Genomic DNA, 18,361 nt, shown 5'->3' on the forward strand with positions numbered 1-18,361 from the left:
GCGAAAGTGTTGTGAACAAAATCACTTACGCAAAAAACGACCGTTTCGTTTATTCTTTCTGTGAGAAATCCGGGCTAGCGTGTGCCTGCAAATAACGGAACAACGGGTTTCGTCAATGAAATAGCGACGTAGTCACGAGGCAGATAGCGAATGCGAATTCGAAAGACGTAGTAATGCTTTTTGGCTTTGATTGACACGCCGCAAGCTTGCGGACGCCAATCTTTTTACGGTACGAAAGCAGTTCGTCAGCAGTCTCCGTCTTCTTTCATGATTGCTTCAAAAGCAATCATGAAGATTTCGAATTCGTGTTGGCAGCAGATGCAATGCTCCAAGTGAACTTTCACTGCTTGAAGTTGCTCGCAGGGAGTCATCCCTTGAAGATGTTCTTCCGCGTATTGGGCGACATATTTGAGACACTCGTCGCAATCAATCGTTGCGTCGTTGCAAGTCTTGGAAACCAGTTCCAGCAGCTGTTCAAGTTTCTCATTAGTTAAGTTCATCGTTACGCTCCCCCCGCCAGGATTCCCTGGATATCTTCGCGAGAAACTCCCGAAGACTCGAAGGCTCGTTTCAACTTGATTCGTGCATCGTGCATTGTTTTATAGACAGCATTTCGATTCGTCCCCAGACGGTCTGCGATCGTTTCGACTGGCATGCCTCCCAGCAATGCGCGGATCACCGTCTGTTGGTGTTGAGTTAAGTCGGACTCAATGAGTCGCCGCAAGTTTGCGTAAAGAATTTCTTTATCCAATGTCGCCGAAACAGTCACTGTATCAGAATCTTCAAGTTCAACCACTTGACCATCATCATGATTGATGACTTGTTCCAGCGAGACATCTTTGAAGTGCCGACGACGCATTTCGCTGACTGCTGTACGAATGGCAATTGCCATGGCCCAGGTTGTGAATCGGCTGCGCCCCTCAAAGGTCTCCAGACTATCCAGAATCCGTAACAGCGCATCCTGAGTGATATCCTCAACGAAGGCATTGTCCACGCCTTTGCTGGAGAGCGCTTTCTGTAACCCACGAATCAAAATCGCTCGAAGCTGAGTGATTGCTTCGTCTCGATTCGTGCTTTCAGAATTGAGTCGTTCTACCCAATCGGTTTGAGAAACCATACTACTTGTGCCTGGAGGCAATTAGGTCTGTTCACAGAGCATTTTCAAAGTTTTTCGTGCACGTGAAGTCTGCTTTCATGACTTCAAAGACCGCTTGCCACGAGGCAGCACGCAATAAACATCATTGAATTTGCTCTGAGACATTGTTGCTGGATGAGATGCAGCAAGTCAAATCACTTCGCAGATTCCCGGAGATCCACAGGGTGAAGTCGCTCTGCTGATTTACACATTGGCTGCGTCTGGATGCTCGACGATGACTGTTGTACGAATGCCGCCACGTGGAGTGAACGCTGCCTCGATTTTCATCCAGCGTGGTTGAGTAGCCGCAACAAGAGCGTCCAGGATCAAGTTGGTCACCTGCTCGTAGAATGCACCGTGATTGCGATACTCCTGCAGGTAGAGTTTCAGTGACTTCAGTTCGACGCACTTCTGGTCGGGGATGTAGGAAATCGTCAAGGTCCCGAAATCTGGCTGCCCGGTTACGGGGCAGATCGACGTAAACTCGGGGCAAACTGTATCGATGGTGTAGGTACGTTTCGGAAATGGATTTTCGAACGTTTCAAGAATATCTTGCGATGGGACTGTCATCATGTTTCCTGTGCAGAATTATCCAGGTCGAGCTTTTCGCGTCCTGTTGGACCTGAATCGAGAGACGACGAGGCGTCTCCCGCAGGAAAGCATCCTGCTCCGCAGACCGCGCTAGCTGTCAATTCAGTTGAAATGAACCACTCGAACAATTCAAAATGAGTTTTCCACTGCTGCCTCGCGGCATGCAGGTGATGTCGTAAAGAGAAGGGTCACGAGCGAAAGAAGCATAAAAAACGTTCTATCGATGCGTGCTTCAATCGTAGAGGAATCAAGGAGCGAACACGCGTCGGTGCGGTTCTTGAAGGAGGATAGAAGATGGCACGGATGCGTCAAACGTGAGGGATCGATTTCCCGGTCTTGATCATTCCTGTTCTTCGCGGAGAAGCAGCAGGGCACGAATTCGTTCCGGAGCATTTTCCTGCTCTTTCGGAGAGACGCTCTGTGCGTCTGTGCCTTTTGATTGAATAGAGACCTTGCTCATCGGGGTCGTGGTCGCAGGCTCAGTGCCCCCGGGGAGAACACGTTTGGAGGAAGGAGCATTTTTCGTGCCTGCTGGCTGTTTTGCCAGCATTCCTTCAGGAGACCGAATCGGAAGCGATGGAGTCGGTGGATTCGGTTTCAGTTCAGAAAGAGACTTCTTATCCAAGAACGGTTCCGCGGAGTCAGGTGTCGGCTTAGCAGCATCGGAGTGCATCGATGCTTTCGAAGTTTCGCGAACGGAACTCATATCGAATCGAAACTGCTGCTCTGTGCTGGTTGTTTTCATCACAGACGTGCTCTTGTTTTTTGGGGAGGATTTCAGATTCGATCGATCTAGCGTTCCTATCTGAGTTCCCTCTGTCGAGGATGTTTCCACACCACGGCCTGCCATCGGCTGAGCGCTGTCGCTGTGAGTTAAAGAGTACCGCTGCATAGGGGAGTTAGCGGCTTTTGATTGCTCTAAGCCTGCTGCCTGTTCGGCCTCCTCCGAGACAAAAACCACGGCTTCGATTGCGCTGACCTGGCTGAGGATTTCCTCGAAAACTGGCTCATCCAGATCTAAATAAATGGCAACAAGTTTTTGGTTCGAATCGAGTTTGGATTCAAAATCCTGCCCCACAGCTACCGCTTGAACGGAATGATTTTTCAGGAGCACCTGAAGTTGTCCCAAAGTTTTCTGAGCATCAATGACAGTAAAATCGACAAGAATCGGAGAGTCACCATCCATTGCCAAAATCGAAACTTCATCTCCTGATTTTGGAGCATCACTCAGTGAGCTAAGACGATTTGCAATCGTTTCCTTATCGAGCGTGATAACTTGAGGGAAGGCGATTTCAGGATCATCTGCCGGAATAGTTCCTGAACTCAGTTCCATAGAAATCAAAGGGGAAGATGGACTTTCATTCAGAGAGAGAGACGATTCGGAAATCAACGCGCCGGCATCTTTCATTGCCGAACCACTTTCGCCAGCTGGATTTTTGGTGAAAGCTACAGAATCGGCTTCGAACTGGTCACCGATCTCCGAATTCGCAGCCATTTCAAGCGGCATCTTTGCTTCACGTAACCGCAATGAAAACAGGCCCACAGCCAAGAGCAGCGAAGCAGCAATCAACCCGTTTTTCCAGAGACGGGATGATTGAGACTTTTTCACCGGCTTGGAAGCAATAGACTTTGGCTGAACCGGACGACGCTGATTGACTTCGGACAGGACGGATTGAACAAAATCATCAGGAGCAGGGATTCGAGGGAGAGCCTGAATCGACTGGCTGAGGTCGGTCAGTTGATGGAGTTCTGACTGAAGTTCTGGCTGCTCCGCAAGTAGGCGTTCCACGAGCGCGGTCTCTTCAGGATTCGTTTCTCCATCGAGATAAGCAGATAACAGATCTTCTGAAAATGGTAACGCCATCGGGAAAACTCAGCTTAGCCTTTCGAATTGGAATCAACTCACGACGAGTGTTCCGTGATGTTGCCTTGGGGTTATGTTGTCTCGGGTTCTTTTTCAGTCATTCGCTCGAGAATCTCTCGCAGTTCAAGCCTTGCCCGGTGAATACGACTCCGGACCGTTCCAATCGGACAACCCAGAACGGCAGCGATTTCGTCGTATCTCATGCCTTCCATTTCTTTAAGAATCAGCGAGTCCCGATAATCGGGAGCGAGCTGATTTAAGGCAGTTTGAACTTGTTGGATTTTTTCTTCTGTTTGCAACTTGTGGGAGGGCTCAAGGGTGGGATCGTTGTCTGCGGGTTCATTCCCGGTCTGCTCATAATTGGCATCTAAGGACCCAGCTCGACGTTTCAATTTTCGGCGATTCGTCACAGCAGCGTTGTAGGCAATCCGAAACAGCCAGGAGTAAAAGGACGCTTCCTTGCGGAATGTTCCGAGTTTTTCAAATGCAGACAGGAATGCTTCCTGAGCGACATCGCGCGCATCATGAAACGAGCCCAGCATGTGAACAAGCGTACCGCACAGCCGATCCTGATACCGCAAGACCAACTCTCCGAACGCTTCGTTGTCCCCCGCCAGGGTTTTTTCGATCAGCCGGATATCGTCTGACTTCACACTCACCCTTTTTTGTATCCTCCGAAAACCTTAATGATGAAAATCTTCCCTGGGTATGAGAGGCCAAATTCAAGTTTTCGGAACAGTTCTTAACGCATTTTCAGTCTTTGTCGTGCTCGTGAAGATCAATCATGGATTGAATCTTGGACGACTTTTCTGACGTTTCAGTTCCCGAAAACGAACTGATTACATGAAATTCCGAAGATTGAAGCCTCAGAGACCTCTGACTCTGCTCGATCTCGATGGTTTTCACTCAAATTTGACAGTAGTTTTGACAGAAGTAACGCATTTTCAGATTGGTAATCTCGTTCTGCACAGGTACACGGTGAGGCAAACGGCTTTCAGCCTGACTTTGTTAGGCCTAACAAGTGTGAGGCCTCACAAGAGCGAGGTGCTACAGGTGCGATTTATACATTCAGGCAGCCTCGGGACCACCCTGAGCTGCCTGGAGTTCTTGCATCAATACACGAATTTCATTGGTCGCGACGGTGTCCATATCGACTTTAACGAGTTGCCGTACAATCTCTGCAGCTCCGACATCTGAAAGATCAGCATCTTCCAGCGAGTTGAAACGATCTGCCGGGTCAGGTGCGATCATTTTGGTCAGCATTTCCACAATCGTTGAGTTTCTCGCGAGATCCTTCGGCAAAATTTCCGGAATCCGCTCCCATGTCGCGGTTTTCAGCCGGATGAGTTCATTACGGTCCGTGACACCCACAAATGGGACTTTTCCCGAGAGTAATTCCAATAACACATACCCCAAACTGGCCAGGTCTGAAAGTGGCGTGTGGGTGGCCCCGCGGAGAACTTCAACGGGGGCGTATCTCCAAGTCCAGGTCGGTCGTTCCGGTGGAGCATTGATAGAGAAAGATGATCCCAGATCGATGATCTTGCTGTTTCCAGTTTGCTTGACCATGACGTTGGCAGGCTTCATATCAGCATGAATCACACCTTCCCGGTGTAGTGCAGAAAGCCCCGCCAAACATTCGCGAAAGATCCCCATCGCCACACTTGGCATCATTCGGGATTGAAAACCGGCGTCGGTGATGACGACATCATTAATGTAATCCCAGCGATCTGGGTTCACTTTGTGTCGAATCGATTCAAGAACGGTCGGCGACAAAAGTCGGCGCATATCAATCCCGTCGATCCATTCACAAGCGAGAACGAGAATCCCCTCGTATTCAATGACGTTATAAACGTCGAGAATATGATCCTGCTGAATTTTCGAAACCTGCATCGCCACCGCAGCCAGTCGTGACATTTCGCGACGATACATCTCAACATTGTCGTAGCCATCTGGGCGATAGAACTTCAGGGCGAGGTCAAAACTCACATTAAAAGCACCTTCTCGCTCACCAAGAAAGACTCTTCCCTGTCCACCGGATCCGAGAATTTTCTTTAGTCGATACGCTTGCTCCCAAGAGACAGCCTGGCGACCAATGATGTCCTGATAGTGTCTATTTAAACGACTCGCGGATTCCTCCCGGTTCTTGCCGGAGAACAAATCATGCTCGCCTGGGTTAAAGACTTTTGTGACGTCCATATCTTCCATCGTCTTATCCGTAGATTCACTCATCGCGTTGACAACGACCCTTTCTGCCCACACTCGCGCACGACCTCATAATCCGTCTCAGCTAAAATGCCATTCGGATCCACGTACGCTGCACGCCAATGAACGTGCAATACAATTATTGATTGAGGATGACATTCAGAGCTAGGCTGAACACAAAATGACATGTTGAACCTGAATAAAGACGTGTCTAGGAGTATTGTACAGGCTTGCTGGCCTGATCATTTTATCGGCGACAAATGTTAAAAATCACCTTGATGAACTGTTTGTCCAGCAGTGAATCTCGCGGGTCACATTCGCCTGAAACATCTACCATAAGACCACTTACGACTAATCAATGATCGCAACTGGACAGAATGCGTCATGATCGCAGTCAGTACTCACCAAACCACTAACATGAAGGATTTTCACGAGCTTGGCGAGCATAGGAAATGCTCTCTCCCTGACCTGCGAATACCCTCTAAACCTTTTCCACAAAAAAGCTTACAGTTTCGGAAAACTGAAAGTGGCAGCCTTCTGTTGATCTCCTGCCGGACGAATTCGCCGCGTGACGCCAAGCTTCCCGCCAGCCGATTGACTGCTTATCAAACTCCATGAGATGTCGAGCGAACTTATCAAACCCCTGAATGAATATTCGAAAACAAGATGTCAGAACAGCTTCCAAGCTTGTCGGGGCTAATTAGTAGTTTAGCTCGACTTGCAACGTCAGAGGAGAGCAAGTTTGCCTCTGAGACGAATTTGTTCACTAATCCCTCATTTTAGCCATCTTTCAACAATTATCAGCTGCTTCGCAGTTCTCAAGAACGACACAGAAGCGAAGTAATGACTATGATCAATCAACATTGAATTGATGTCCGCAAAAAATTCAGACTGATCAGACTCGCTGCACCTCAAAGAAGAGATTTGTGTTTCTGGTGCTTACGAAGAGTGCATTCCATGTGATGAAACGCTCACTTCCTCGAGACTGAGTGCGTACATGATTTCAGATCTGGTCTAGTAACCCTGCGAAGAAAATCTCGGGGCTGACCAGTTTGTTAAGACCTTCCTCACGAGATGAACTGCTTGCTGAGATCAACATGAATCGATCTTCCTTTTTAAAATTATATGCGACATCCAGTTTCCTGACACTCCATCTGCTTCTCACGTTCACCGCATCCACTGTGGTCAGTGCAGAAGAAATCCGAGAAGAAACGGATCGCGCAGCTCGACCAAACGTACTCTTCATTGCTGTTGACGATCTGAATGATTGGATTGGTTGCCTCCAGGGTCACCCCCAAGCCTACACGCCAAATATTGATCGCCTCGCTGATCGTGGAACACTCTTTACAACCGCACACTGCCAAGGCCCGATCTGTGGACCGTCAAGAGCTTCTCTACTCTCCGGTTTGTATCCACACAGCACTGGAGTCTACCAGCAACCACGCGGAAAGGGTCTGGCTGAAGACGAACAGCATTTTCGTGGAAAACTCCTGCCGGAGTATTTCTCCAAACAGGGTTACCACACGATGGGCGTGGGTAAGATCACACACGGATACCCAGAAAAACTCGCGTTCAATGAGTATGGAGGGTGGAAGGATGGCTTTGGTCCTAAACCGAAGCAAGGCAAACGGTTTAACTACGAATTGCCTGACGCCCCCTATTCAGGCACTCAAACCGATTGGGGTGCGTTCCCGGAAAAAGACGAACAGATGCCCGATTTCCGATCGGCCAGTTGGGCGATCGAGAAACTCAACCAGGACTATGAGAAGCCCTTCTTTCTCGCGGTCGGAATGGTCCGTCCTCATGTTCCATTCTACGTTCCAGAGAAATGGTTTGAACGCTTCCCATTGGACGAAATCATCTTACCCAAGGTTCGCGAAGAAGATCAAAATGACATCCCCGAGATTGGTGTCAAAATCCACGAGATGCCCGCATTCCCGAACCTGGGTTGGTTACAACAAGAGGACGACGTGCAATTCAAGAAGTGTGTCCAAGCCTACCTGGCGTGTATCACTTTTATGGATCATCAGGTCGGGCGAGTCTTGAAGGCACTTCAAGAAAGCCCATACGCAGACAACACGATTGTTGTTCTCTTCAGCGACCACGGCTATCACCTGGGTGAAAAGAATCGTGTTTCAAAGCACAGCTTGTGGGAAGAGTCGACGAGAGTCCCGCTCATCATTTCATTGCCAGAACAGGAATTCGCACAAACGACTTCGTTGCCAGTCGGGTTGATCGATCTTTATCCGACTCTTCTTGAGCTCTGCAACTTACCGCCGAATGAATCAAATGAAGGTGTCAGTCTTGTCCCTCTCATTCAGGGCAAGCCCGTCCCAGATTGGCGGATCGGAATTTTGACGACCTACGCGAAGGGGAACCACTCAATTCGAACGGAAGACATCCGTCTGATCCGCTACGAAGATGGTTCATTCGAATTTTACGACCATCGATTTGATCCGGAAGAGTTCGAGAATCTCGCCGGGCCCGCTCAGTTTGATCGTCGCGCAATGGAGATCAATTACGATATTGCTCAGGCACTCAGCAAGCTTATGCCCAAAGACGAAGCTCCGTATCACCCCGCTACAAGTCCTGCTCCGGTCAACGCATGGTTTAAGGAACACTTGAAGGCGAACGGAATCGAATAAACGCAATCGAACAACCAGAAACCCGTCAGGTTAAACTCGCAGTTCGGAACCCGCCTGCGGAATACTGGTGCGCAATCGATTTGTGTTTCGACTGATGCTGTCTTGATGCTCTTTTAAGCAGTCTTCCGAAACGGATTGTCGCCGTCTTTATCGGTTTCTTTTTGTGCTTGTGCGGTCAACTGCTGAAGATATTTTTCGAGTCGCACTTGAGCCTTCTGAAGATGCGACGCCTTCTCGGACAACAATTCTTCACGTCTGGCGAGCTCAGCTGAACGGATCTCCAACTCTGCGGCAAGTGAGTCAATCGCCTGCAGATCTTGATCTTGAGCTTGAGAGGCTGTTTCCAGAAGTGCATCCGCGCCACTGACCTGAGCAGCCTCGAACTCTTCAATCGCTCGAATCTCTTCGCCAAGCAGATCAATGAGATCCTCTGCGGAAATTTCGCGAAGATCTACGTTTTCGTCTTCAATATTTTCGCTGATGTCTTCTTCAACGACATTTTCAGAGCTGCCCACTGTTCTCTCATCGACCACAAAAACGAAATCGCCGATCTCGACCAAGTCACCTTTGTGAAGTGCAGATTCTCGAACCGGGGACCGATTCACGAGGAGTTGTGGCTCTTTCACAACAGCATCGATCCAGAGACCAGCATCCACCGGGATGATCACGCTATGGAGAATTGGCATTTCTCCTCCCAGCTGAAGGTGGCAATTACTTCCCGCTCCGATCAGAAATCGCTCCTCGTTAATTGGGCGTTCTGGGTGCTTCGTCCGTCCACGCTCAATGCGGAGGGAAAATTGACGTTCAGGCGAGTCGGTTGAACTCATCGCACAGCCTCTGTTCATCCATTCACAGAATTGCTCAATACTCTCATCAGAAGAAGAGGAGCGCAATCCATCCTTGGTGGAAAAGGACCACCACATCTCCTAGATCGGCCCCTCGAAAAGAGATTCGTTAGGGGAAATTTGTCCAGCACCGGAAAAATGTCAATAATTCTTCTAATCGGAACTCTCGATTTGCTGGGATTCCCGTCTTGGTGCCACACTCCATTTTCAGGAAGTCTCTGTCATTGCTATACTTTGATCGGATTCTGTTAAGGCAAGTCGTGTTCACGCGGGACAAAATAATTCTGCCGAAGCAGTCTTTCAAATTCAAACACCTCTCTCGTTTTCCTTGTTCTCTGATACATCCCGATATTGATTCGCTGATTTTGACTTGGAGTGACTGAATGTCTGCCACGAAAACCGCGGCTCCCGTAACGGACGCCAGTACATTTAAAGATGGCCCTGCCGAATGGAAGTTGAAAGGAGTCGAACCAGAAATCAACAAGCTCTTTAAGCTTCAAATTAAACATGAAGCTTCCGACTTGCATCTTCAAACAAACAAGCCGGCAATGCTTCGCGTGCGAGGTGCAATCCGTGAACTCACGATGCCACCGCTCACGGAAGAACAGCTGTGGGCGATGTTTTATGAAGTCATGGACGATCGCAACAAGCGAATTTTCGAAGAAGAGGGTGGAGCCGATTTCGCTCACATCGTCTCAGACGGTGGAAGTGACTGGCGGTTTCGTGTGAATCTGTTCAAGCAACTTGGCCTGCCCGGGATGGTCGCTCGAAAAGTTGAACAATCGATTCCCCCGTTTGAAAAATTGTTCCTCCCTCCGGTTATGGAAGAACTTTGTAAGTACGATCAGGGGATGGTGTTGCTCGCCGGGGTGACTGGGTCAGGTAAGTCAACGACGATTGCGTCGATGCTTAACTGGATTAACCAGCAGTACCGCAAGCACATCCTCACAATTGAAGATCCGATCGAATTCATCTACACAGCGGACAAATGCCTGATCAATCAACGTGAAATCGGGATGGACGTTAAGGATTTCAGTATCGCGATGAAGCATGCTGTCCGTGAAGACCCGGATATTATTCTGGTGGGGGAATTGCGAGACATGGAAACGTTCGAAACCGCCATCCATGCCGCGGAAACCGGTCACCTGGTGTTCGGAACCATTCACGCCTCAAGTGCTCCGGGAACGATTCAACGTATTCTGGATTTGTTCCCGCAGTCCATGCATAGCGCCATCCGAGCAAGTATGGCGATGAACATGAAAGCGATCGTCGGTCAAAAACTGTTGAAGACGATTGTGGACCAGCCGTCGCGCGTTCCGATCGTGGAAATCATGCGATTCAATCCCACAGTCAGAAAGCTGATCCTCGAAGCTTCAGATGAAAAGCTCTCGGCAGCCATTCGTCTCGGAAAAGATGAGGGGATGCAGTTGTTTAATGATTCGTTGTATTCGTTTGTTGATCGTGAATTCGTCAGCCGTCAGGCGGCATTCGAGATTTCGCCGAACGTGGAAGAACTCAAGATGATGATCAAGGGAATCGATGTGAAAGGTCCAGCGATTCTTTAGAGCAGTTTGCTCTGCCGTGTCCTCGTGTGGAACACATTTCACCACTATAAGTTACCGTTCACCACGAGGCAGAACGCGAACACCTGTTCGAATAAGCGAGGAACAAGGGTTTGTGTCACATCCAGACTGTTCGTTTTGAAATTCAAAGCAGACATTGAAATCGCGGATTTGTGAAGAACACCTGAACGAACAGATCCAACGACCGACTGTTCGTTCAGTTCGACTCGCAGAAAACGTTGTCGTATATTGATTCGCCCAAACAAACTTCAGCATGCCAAAGTAGAACTTCACTGACTTTCAGTGAATGACAGTGGTCGCTGGAGTCTTGTCAGGCGATTTCAACGACTTTCACCGCGGACAGATGAAATCATGTCGGAGAAGGAATCGAGGCTGTGAATTCGTTGAAACCAATATTCATCATGCTGGGGATGCTGTTGCTTCTTAGCATCTCGCAGGCAGCGTTGGCTCAGCAACCAGCGTCAGCACCACTTCCCAATCAGGGAGGAACTCTCCCCGCTCAGGGACAATCGATCACATCGGTCGGCAAGTATCCGAAACCCCACGATGGTTTCGCTCGTGGAAATGTGGTCCCTTCTCGTCCGGATCACGGTCTTCAAACCAGAGTGGCACCTCAGGTTGGAATGTATCTTTCCGTGGTGAAGCTAGTCTTTTTGATTGCCGTTCTTGCGTTCTGGCTTCACTACATGAACTGGGTCCATGAAGACAGCCGGGGCCTTCAAGTCCGACCTCCGTTCTGGAACAGCTTGATGCTCATGGGGGGGATCGCTGCTTTTCCTGCAGTCCTTTGTGTCCCGGTTTTTGCTGCTGGTTTTTTCGTAATGCTGGCTTCCATCGGATCTCCGCTCGGATTCTATATTGTTGAGAGAAACAGCCGTGTCCCCGATTCACGCAAGGTGATGACACGCGATCACTTGACCAAATGGTCCCGCCGTCAACTGGCCAAAGTTGGTATCAACATTGGTGGACGAGAGAAGACCGACACCGCCTCCGGTCCTCCGATTAAGTTCATGGGGAAAACGAAATCTGGTCAGCGTGACGATAACCGGACTCGACAAGTCGAATCCTCTCGTGGATACGTCGCTGCTAAAGAACTCGTTTACGATGCACTCCTGCGTCGCGCCACCGATATTCACCTGGAACCCAAAGACGACGAACTCTCTGTGCGAATCCGAATCGACGGCGTCATGTACCCCGCTGAACCATTCGACAAAGCGATCGGCGATGCCATCGTCAACATCTTCAAAGTTTTGTGTGCAATCGATATCACCGAAAAACGGCGCTCACAAGATGGGTCGTTTGGTGCAATCGTGGAAGGTCGAGAAATCGATTTTCGTGTTGCTTCGCAAGGAACGCGACACGGCGAAAAGTTGAGCATGCGTATTCTCGACCAGACCAACTCCGTCGGAACGATCGAGGGTCTGGGCATGCGGAAACAACTGCAGCGTGAGCTTGAGGCCACAATCGTTCAGCCACACGGATTGATGCTCGTTTGCGGACCGACTGGTGCGGGAAAATCAACAACCCTGTATGCCTGCATCAACGGAATCGACAGCTACGAGAAAAACATCATCACTGTCGAAGATCCTGTTGAATACAAGATGGATAACGTCACTCAAATCGAAGTGAACGCAAAGTCTGGAAACACATTCGGCCAGTCTCTGCGGAGCATTCTCCGCCAAGATCCCGACGTCATCATGATCGGGGAAATCCGCGATGAAGAAACCGCCAAAATTGCGTGTCAGGCTGCCAACACCGGGCACATGGTCTTTTCAACTGTCCACGCAAACGACACCATTACTGCGCTGTATCGCTTGCTCGACCTGGGTGTTGAGCCGTTTATGATTTCGACCTCAATCTCCGCAATTCTCGCACAACGTTTGGCCCGACGCCTCTGTCCAAAATGTCGTGAACCCTACAAACCGAAAGCTGAACTTCTAAAGGCCGTTGGCTTACCTCCAGAGAAAATCAAAGAGTTCTATCGTCCTCCCACGAAGCCGACCTCAATCTGCACGAAGTGCAATGGCCTCGGTTATCTGGGACGTGTGGGCGTGTTTGAGATGCTAATCATCACTCCACGAATTCGAGATATGATTCGCGATGCAGCGAATATGTCTGCCATTCGAAATGAAGCCCGTAAAAACGGGATGCTCTACATGCAGGAAGAGGGTCTTCGGCTTGTTGTCCGAGGACTCACTTCTGTCGACGAAATCAGCCGCGTCGTCAAGTAGAAACTTCGAATCGAAAATCGCTGCGAGGAGTTCGCAACCACTTGTGAGCAAGCCCAAAACAGAACTGCTCGTTTGAGAGCATTTCAGAACTGTTGGACGCATTCAGTTTCGTGGCGAGCAGTCGTCTACGAAGTCATCAAAGTGAATTTCACGAGCACGACCAGCATCGAAATGGGACTCACCTTGGAATTCATGTGGTCTCCAGATCCATCATGACTCAGGTGAAAAGCCTCTCAAGGCGGGGACTTCTTTGCTTCGAGATTTTGGTTACGGAGTTGTCGAATCCACATCCACAAAACTAGACTCCCATCCGAGGATTTAGCAAAGTTTTGTGTTCCCACCTTCATGCACTGGATTCGCGATGCCGCTCTTTGAAATTGAAACAGATGCACACATCATGGTCGGCTGGGCGGCCAACGAGGAGGAAGCAATCGAACTCGCTCAACAGCACTACCCTGATGAGGCGGTGAGGAGAGTTCTTCAGCGACCACGAGACGTTTGGGTCATTTCAAAACGTCTTCTTGGGATCGAATCCTCAGTCGCCCCTTGTGAAGTTGCTCGCGACTGCCTCTCCAAAGCCTCGGGAGATAAGGTTCACGCCATCCGGTTGTATCGCCAGGAAACCGGAGTCGACTTACACGAAGCCCAACTCGCCATTGAAAGCAACATGTCTCTCGGTTGGTAACAGGCCAGAGAGCAGCATTAATAAACACGCTTCTGCAAATGTCCCTGCGTCGATAACAAGGAGGTCGATGTGATCATTGACCGCATCGAGATCTTTCATGTCGCTCTCCCGCTGATCACGCCCTGGCGGACAGCGTATGGGGAAGACTCTGTTGTGGAGTCGGTCCTGTGCCGGATGACTTCTGGTTCAACCGAGGCATGGGGCGAAAGTTGTCCGCTGGCTGCTCCCTGTTACAGCCCGGAATGGGCTGGTGGAATTTTCGAGACGGCAAAGCGCTGGCTGGCTCCTCGGGTCCTCGGGCAAGACTTCAAATCTGGTGAAGAGATTCAACACGCACTCTCGATTTACAAAGGGAACTCTTTCGCCAAAGCGTTGATTGATAACACATGGTGGACGCTGCAGACAAATCTCACTGAGCAACCTTTACACCGCCTGTTCGGTGCAAAAAGGGATTGCATCCCCGTCGGAGCGGACTTCGGCGTACAGGACTCGATTGAAGAATTACTCGACCTGATTCATCAAGCAGTCTCTGAAGGCTTCCCGCGAATTAAGTTGAAGTTCCGACCTGGTTGGGATCTTCCGATGCTTCGATCCGTTCGCAATGAGTTCCCAGACACCATCTTTCATATCGATTGCAATAGCGGATACACGCTCGCTGACCTCAGCATGTTTCAAGAGATCGATTCGCTCGACCTGGCAATGATCGAACAGCCGCTCGGCTTTGATGATCTGCATGACCATGCCAAACTTCAGTCGATGTTGAAAACCCCGATTTGTCTGGACGAAAGTATTTCGTCACCTGAACGAGCGAGAAAGGCGATCGAACTCAAGGCCTGCCGGTACATCAATATCAAGCCGGGGCGCGTCGGCGGAATCACCAATGCGCTCAAAATTCATAATGACTCTAAAGATGCCGACATTCCCTGTTGGGTCGGCGGAATGCTGGAGAGTTCCGTAGGGGGTGCGATTTGTATTTCGCTGGGGATGCTTGGGAACTTCTCATACCCTGCAGATATTTTCCCCAGTTCAAACTATTACAAAACGGATCTGGGCTCGGTTCCCATCACCATTGAGAAGGATCACCGGGGAATTCCAAGCGTCCGCGCCATGCACCCTCTTCCCACTCCTCACCCAGAACGTTTGAGCCAATGCACGGTCCAATCGGCTGTTTTCCGTTGACCACTTGTGCGGTCATGACGGTATGGGGAATCGTAGCGATCGTGGAGTTCGTGAATATTACGTTTTTTCAGGAATTCTTCTATCGATTGGGCGTCTCTCCATCGTACCATAGAGAGACCGCTTCGCTGAGATGACGGTCCGGGGCTGAACTGACGGTCAAGGAGCCTCCATAAAACGCTAGCAACACCTCTAGATCGCGAGGAACCACTGGAGTTTCGAGTTGTCCCAAAGGTGTTGACGGTATTGTTAGACCTAAAGCATCTTTCGAATTGGTGTACGGGTCTGCCTCGTGGCGAACAGCAATTCTATGGATCAATCGCGTTCTTCATGGGCACACGGTAGAGCAAACTGCTCTAAGAAACACTCAGGTTGCCAAAACATCCAGGATTTCAAGTCTTGTACGGGAAAAGAACAGTGAAAATCAGGGTTTTGCTTTTGGTGATTGGCGTCTGCTTGATTGCTGCTGAGTCACTGCCTGCTCAAGAGGTCGTTGTCGAGCGGAGTTCACGATCAGCTCGCCCTGCATCAGCATCGCAACCCGCCGGGAAGCCAGTCTCTGGACAACCTTCAACAGAGAAAGATAGCAAAACGGCGGAGAAGGCTGACGAGAAAGACAAAAAAGAGAGTGACAATAAAGAAGCGTCGCCCAAAACCATCACTCGTAGCGACTACAAACCTGACCCACTCGAACAGCCTGTTCCAATTGACTTGAACGCTGAAGGAACCGTGAAGTTCAACTTCCACGGTACCCCTTGGCCCGTTGTCCTGGATTGGCTGGCTCGCTATTCGCACCTCAACCTCGATTGGCAGGAACTCCCAGGCGATTACGTCAATTTACGGACGCAGCGGGCTTACACCGACTTAGAAGCTCGCGACATGATCAACCGCCATCTGCTGGCTCGCGGTTATACACTTTTGGTTCATGACGAACTTCTGACGGTTGCCAAAATCGCGACTCTTAATCCGGGGCTCGTTCCTCGAGTCCAGGCAGAAGATCTCAACCAGTGCCTGCCGCACGAATTCGTGAAAGTCTCTCTTCCACTTGACTGGATTCTGGCCGATGAGGCTGTCGAACAACTGAAGCCGATGCTCAGTCCCAATGGAAAGTTACATGCAATTACATCGATCAATCGCTTAGAAGCGGTCGACGTGGCGGCAAACCTGCAGGAGGTTTACAACCTGCTCACGAATGAGCAAAGTAAATCCAATTCCGATGGAGGGCTTGTTCGTGAATTCAAGCTGGAGCACGTCCGTGCTGTCGATGTGATTGGTTCTTTGTATGGAATTCTCGGATTGCGAAAACCGCAGTCACTCTCCGGTGGCTCCAATGATATTTCCGGAAGTTCGAGCATGCAGATCATGCAGCAACTGCAACGGATGCAGCAACAACAGCAACAGCGCGGAAATTCATCCGGTGACAAAGGAAAAGAAGAAACAGAGCCAAAGCTGGTTCTCAACGAACGCGAGAACAGTATTCTGACACATGCCTCCCCGGACAAAATGGAGATCATCGCACAAACGATCAAGGCGATGGATGTCGCTTCTGATCCGACGAAACATATCCTTCAAAACCTGGACGGAATGAGAGTCTATCGTCTGTCGACATTAAAGCCGGACCCGCTGGTCAAGATCCTTTCAGAAATTGGCGACCTCTCGCCAACATCCAAGATTCAAGTCGACTCGGAAAACAATGCGATCATTGTGCATGGAACGCTCGCTGACCATGTCACAATTCAATCATTAGTCGACCGACTCGATGGAAGCAGCCGACAGTTTCATGTGGTCACATTAAGACGACTGCGTGCCCGCGATGTGGCTGGAACCATTCAATACATGTTGGGTGAAGAAGAAGAGGAAGAAGATAACTCGCGATCCCGTTACTATGGGTACTACGGAAGCTACCGTGGGAACCAGTCAGAGACCACGAAAGACAAACGTCCCTTTCGAGTCGATGCTGATGTCGAGAACAATCGCCTCCTCGTGTGGGCTAATGAATCGGAACGGGGAGAAATCGATAACCTGCTCATCAAAATGGGAGAATTCCCAGCGGGTAAGGCCAACCCAGCGAGATCGCGCACAGTCGATCTTTACTCCGATGAAAATGCAGAACGACTTCTGGAAGAGGTCGAACGAGTCTGGCAGCGAAAAAATCAAAACCAGCTCAACATCGAATCTTCAAAAGAAAATTCTGAAAAGCCCGCTGCCCAGAAGCCAATCGAGCAGAGGCAAAATGACGTTCGCTTGAATTCCAACACAGCAATTCACTTTGCGTCTGAGATGAAAACGGCTGGTCTCGCACCGACTGAGCTGACCCAAACTCAGCCGGTTCAAACTCCTGCTGAAGAATCAGAACTTGCTCAGCGGCCACAACTTGACCAGCATCCGCTCGCAGAACCCGAAGTCATGCCCGCTCCGATTACCATCAGGCAGCTACCCGATGGGCGGATTCAAATCCGATCCGAAGATACCGAAGCACTCGACGAACTGGAGTATCTCATTTCAGAACTCGCACCAAAATCTCCGGACTACAAAATTTATCAAATCAAGTACGCCTGGCCGTTTGGTGTCGAGTTGCTCCTCGACGACTTCTTTACATCGGAAGAAGATGAAGAAGAGATTCTCGACTGGTTCGGAAATACGCGGACCTTCAATAAACAATCGCCGGATCGTCTCTCGACACAAAGAAAGTTAAAAATCATTTCAGACGACGATTCTCGCACGCTGCTTGTTCAAGGTGCGACCGCTCAACAGTTGGCGATTATTGAAGAACTCCTTGAAATCTACGATCGGCCGGAATCAAGTGACCCCCAATCGATCCGCGTCACCAAGATCTACCATATCGAGTTTTCGCAAGCCGCCGTCATTTCAGAAACAGTGAAGGCTGTCTATCGGGATTTACTGAGCGCCAATGACCCTGCCCTGCAAACCAAAGGGAAAGATGGTCAAAATCAACAGCAGCCATCCTCACAAGGTATTACGTTTGCCCCGTTTCGGAACAATGAAGAGAAGAAAGAAGCAGACCAGCCACAAGAGCCGATCAAGTTCAAAGGGCTGCTTTCGATTGGTGTCGACGAAGTCTCCAATACGCTTGTCGTCTCGGCTGCCAGCGGACTCATAGAGGGGATTACTGAATTGATCGAAACTCTCGACGTCGCAGCCAAGCCTGACAATTCCGTAAAAGTTCTATCGGTGAATCCCGCAATCAGCCCTTCCTTCCTTCGAGACCGGCTGCACCAGTCCTTCGGAATTGGTGGAAAGTTAAGCGTTTCAACGACGGGAGCAAATCGAAAAGGGAAGAGCGACAACGCAAATCCAGCGAACTCTCAACCTGGCCAAAACAACAACGCTCAGCCCTCAAGCGAGTGACTGATCGCTTCGTCAAACCGAAATTGAAGCTC

General features: G+C 49.8%; 14 protein-coding genes. 6 read left to right on the plus strand and 8 right to left on the minus strand.

Annotated elements, in window-relative coordinates:
* Positions 1 to 245: 245 nt before the first annotated feature.
* The 6 genes from ACN0YR_RS19805 to ACN0YR_RS19830 all read right to left on the minus strand — a co-directional run bounded on the left by ACN0YR_RS19805 (position 246) and on the right by ACN0YR_RS19830 (position 5,822).
* A complete protein-coding gene (locus tag ACN0YR_RS19805; RefSeq protein ID WP_417850949.1) occupies positions 246 to 500 on the minus strand; it encodes a hypothetical protein in 255 nt (84 codons plus the stop codon).
* Between the two features lie 2 nt (positions 501 to 502).
* The gene (locus ACN0YR_RS19810) at positions 503 to 1,117 is read right to left on the minus strand and encodes an RNA polymerase sigma factor (RefSeq protein ID WP_417850950.1); all 615 of its coding nucleotides are present in this window, start codon (positions 1,115 to 1,117) and stop codon (positions 503 to 505) included.
* Positions 1,118 to 1,339: 222 nt separating this feature from the next.
* Positions 1,340 to 1,705, minus strand: coding sequence for a preQ(1) synthase (queF, locus tag ACN0YR_RS19815; protein WP_417851000.1), 366 nt, complete (start codon positions 1,703 to 1,705; stop codon positions 1,340 to 1,342).
* Positions 1,706 to 2,066: 361 nt separating this feature from the next.
* Complete coding sequence (locus ACN0YR_RS19820; protein ID WP_417850951.1) at positions 2,067 to 3,590, minus strand: anti-sigma factor family protein; 1,524 nt, start codon at positions 3,588 to 3,590, stop codon at positions 2,067 to 2,069.
* 71 nt (positions 3,591 to 3,661) lie between these two features.
* Positions 3,662 to 4,249 (minus strand): RNA polymerase sigma factor, encoded by a 588-nt coding sequence (locus ACN0YR_RS19825; protein WP_417850952.1) that lies wholly within the window; start codon positions 4,247 to 4,249, stop codon positions 3,662 to 3,664.
* A 409-nt stretch (positions 4,250 to 4,658) separates the two neighbouring features.
* On the minus strand, positions 4,659 to 5,822 hold the full coding sequence (locus ACN0YR_RS19830) for a serine/threonine protein kinase (protein ID WP_417850953.1): 1,164 nt from the start codon (positions 5,820 to 5,822) through the stop codon (positions 4,659 to 4,661).
* A 1,070-nt stretch (positions 5,823 to 6,892) separates the two neighbouring features.
* Between ACN0YR_RS19830 and ACN0YR_RS19835 the strand changes: the two genes are divergently transcribed.
* Positions 6,893 to 8,440: a sulfatase gene (locus ACN0YR_RS19835; protein ID WP_417850954.1), complete on the plus strand. Its 1,548-nt coding sequence runs from the start codon at positions 6,893 to 6,895 to the stop codon at positions 8,438 to 8,440.
* 113 nt (positions 8,441 to 8,553) lie between these two features.
* Here ACN0YR_RS19835 and ACN0YR_RS19840 read toward each other — a convergent pair whose 3' ends face one another.
* The gene (locus ACN0YR_RS19840; RefSeq protein ID WP_417850955.1) at positions 8,554 to 9,267 is read right to left on the minus strand and encodes a hypothetical protein; all 714 of its coding nucleotides are present in this window, start codon (positions 9,265 to 9,267) and stop codon (positions 8,554 to 8,556) included.
* Between the two features lie 401 nt (positions 9,268 to 9,668).
* Between ACN0YR_RS19840 and ACN0YR_RS19845 the strand changes: the two genes are divergently transcribed.
* The 4 genes from ACN0YR_RS19845 to menC all read left to right on the plus strand — a co-directional run bounded on the left by ACN0YR_RS19845 (position 9,669) and on the right by menC (position 14,963).
* Positions 9,669 to 10,850 carry a type IV pilus twitching motility protein PilT gene (locus tag ACN0YR_RS19845; RefSeq protein ID WP_417850956.1) on the plus strand — a complete coding sequence of 394 codons (1,182 nt, stop codon included), beginning with the start codon at positions 9,669 to 9,671 and terminating at the stop codon, positions 10,848 to 10,850.
* A gap of 392 nt (positions 10,851 to 11,242) precedes the next feature.
* Positions 11,243 to 13,099: a GspE/PulE family protein gene (locus ACN0YR_RS19850; protein ID WP_417850957.1), complete on the plus strand. Its 1,857-nt coding sequence runs from the start codon at positions 11,243 to 11,245 to the stop codon at positions 13,097 to 13,099.
* A gap of 361 nt (positions 13,100 to 13,460) precedes the next feature.
* Entirely contained in the window at positions 13,461 to 13,784 is a 324-nt protein-coding gene (locus tag ACN0YR_RS19855; protein WP_417850958.1) for a DUF6793 family protein, read from the plus strand.
* A gap of 69 nt (positions 13,785 to 13,853) precedes the next feature.
* Entirely contained in the window at positions 13,854 to 14,963 is a 1,110-nt protein-coding gene (menC, locus tag ACN0YR_RS19860; RefSeq protein ID WP_417850959.1) for an o-succinylbenzoate synthase, read from the plus strand.
* 79 nt (positions 14,964 to 15,042) lie between these two features.
* On the opposite strand, the gene ACN0YR_RS19865 is transcribed toward menC, so the two are convergent.
* Positions 15,043 to 15,279, minus strand: a complete 237-nt coding sequence (locus ACN0YR_RS19865; protein ID WP_417850960.1) for a hypothetical protein — start codon at positions 15,277 to 15,279, stop codon at positions 15,043 to 15,045.
* A 98-nt stretch (positions 15,280 to 15,377) separates the two neighbouring features.
* Here ACN0YR_RS19865 and ACN0YR_RS19870 point away from each other — a divergent pair, with 98 nt between their 5' ends.
* Positions 15,378 to 18,329 carry a secretin N-terminal domain-containing protein gene (locus ACN0YR_RS19870; RefSeq protein WP_417850961.1) on the plus strand — a complete coding sequence of 984 codons (2,952 nt, stop codon included), beginning with the start codon at positions 15,378 to 15,380 and terminating at the stop codon, positions 18,327 to 18,329.
* Positions 18,330 to 18,361 lie beyond the last annotated feature (32 nt).

This window comes from Thalassoglobus sp. (assembly GCF_048270125.1).
In the GTDB taxonomy this organism is placed as follows: Bacteria; Planctomycetota; Planctomycetia; order Planctomycetales; family Planctomycetaceae; genus Thalassoglobus.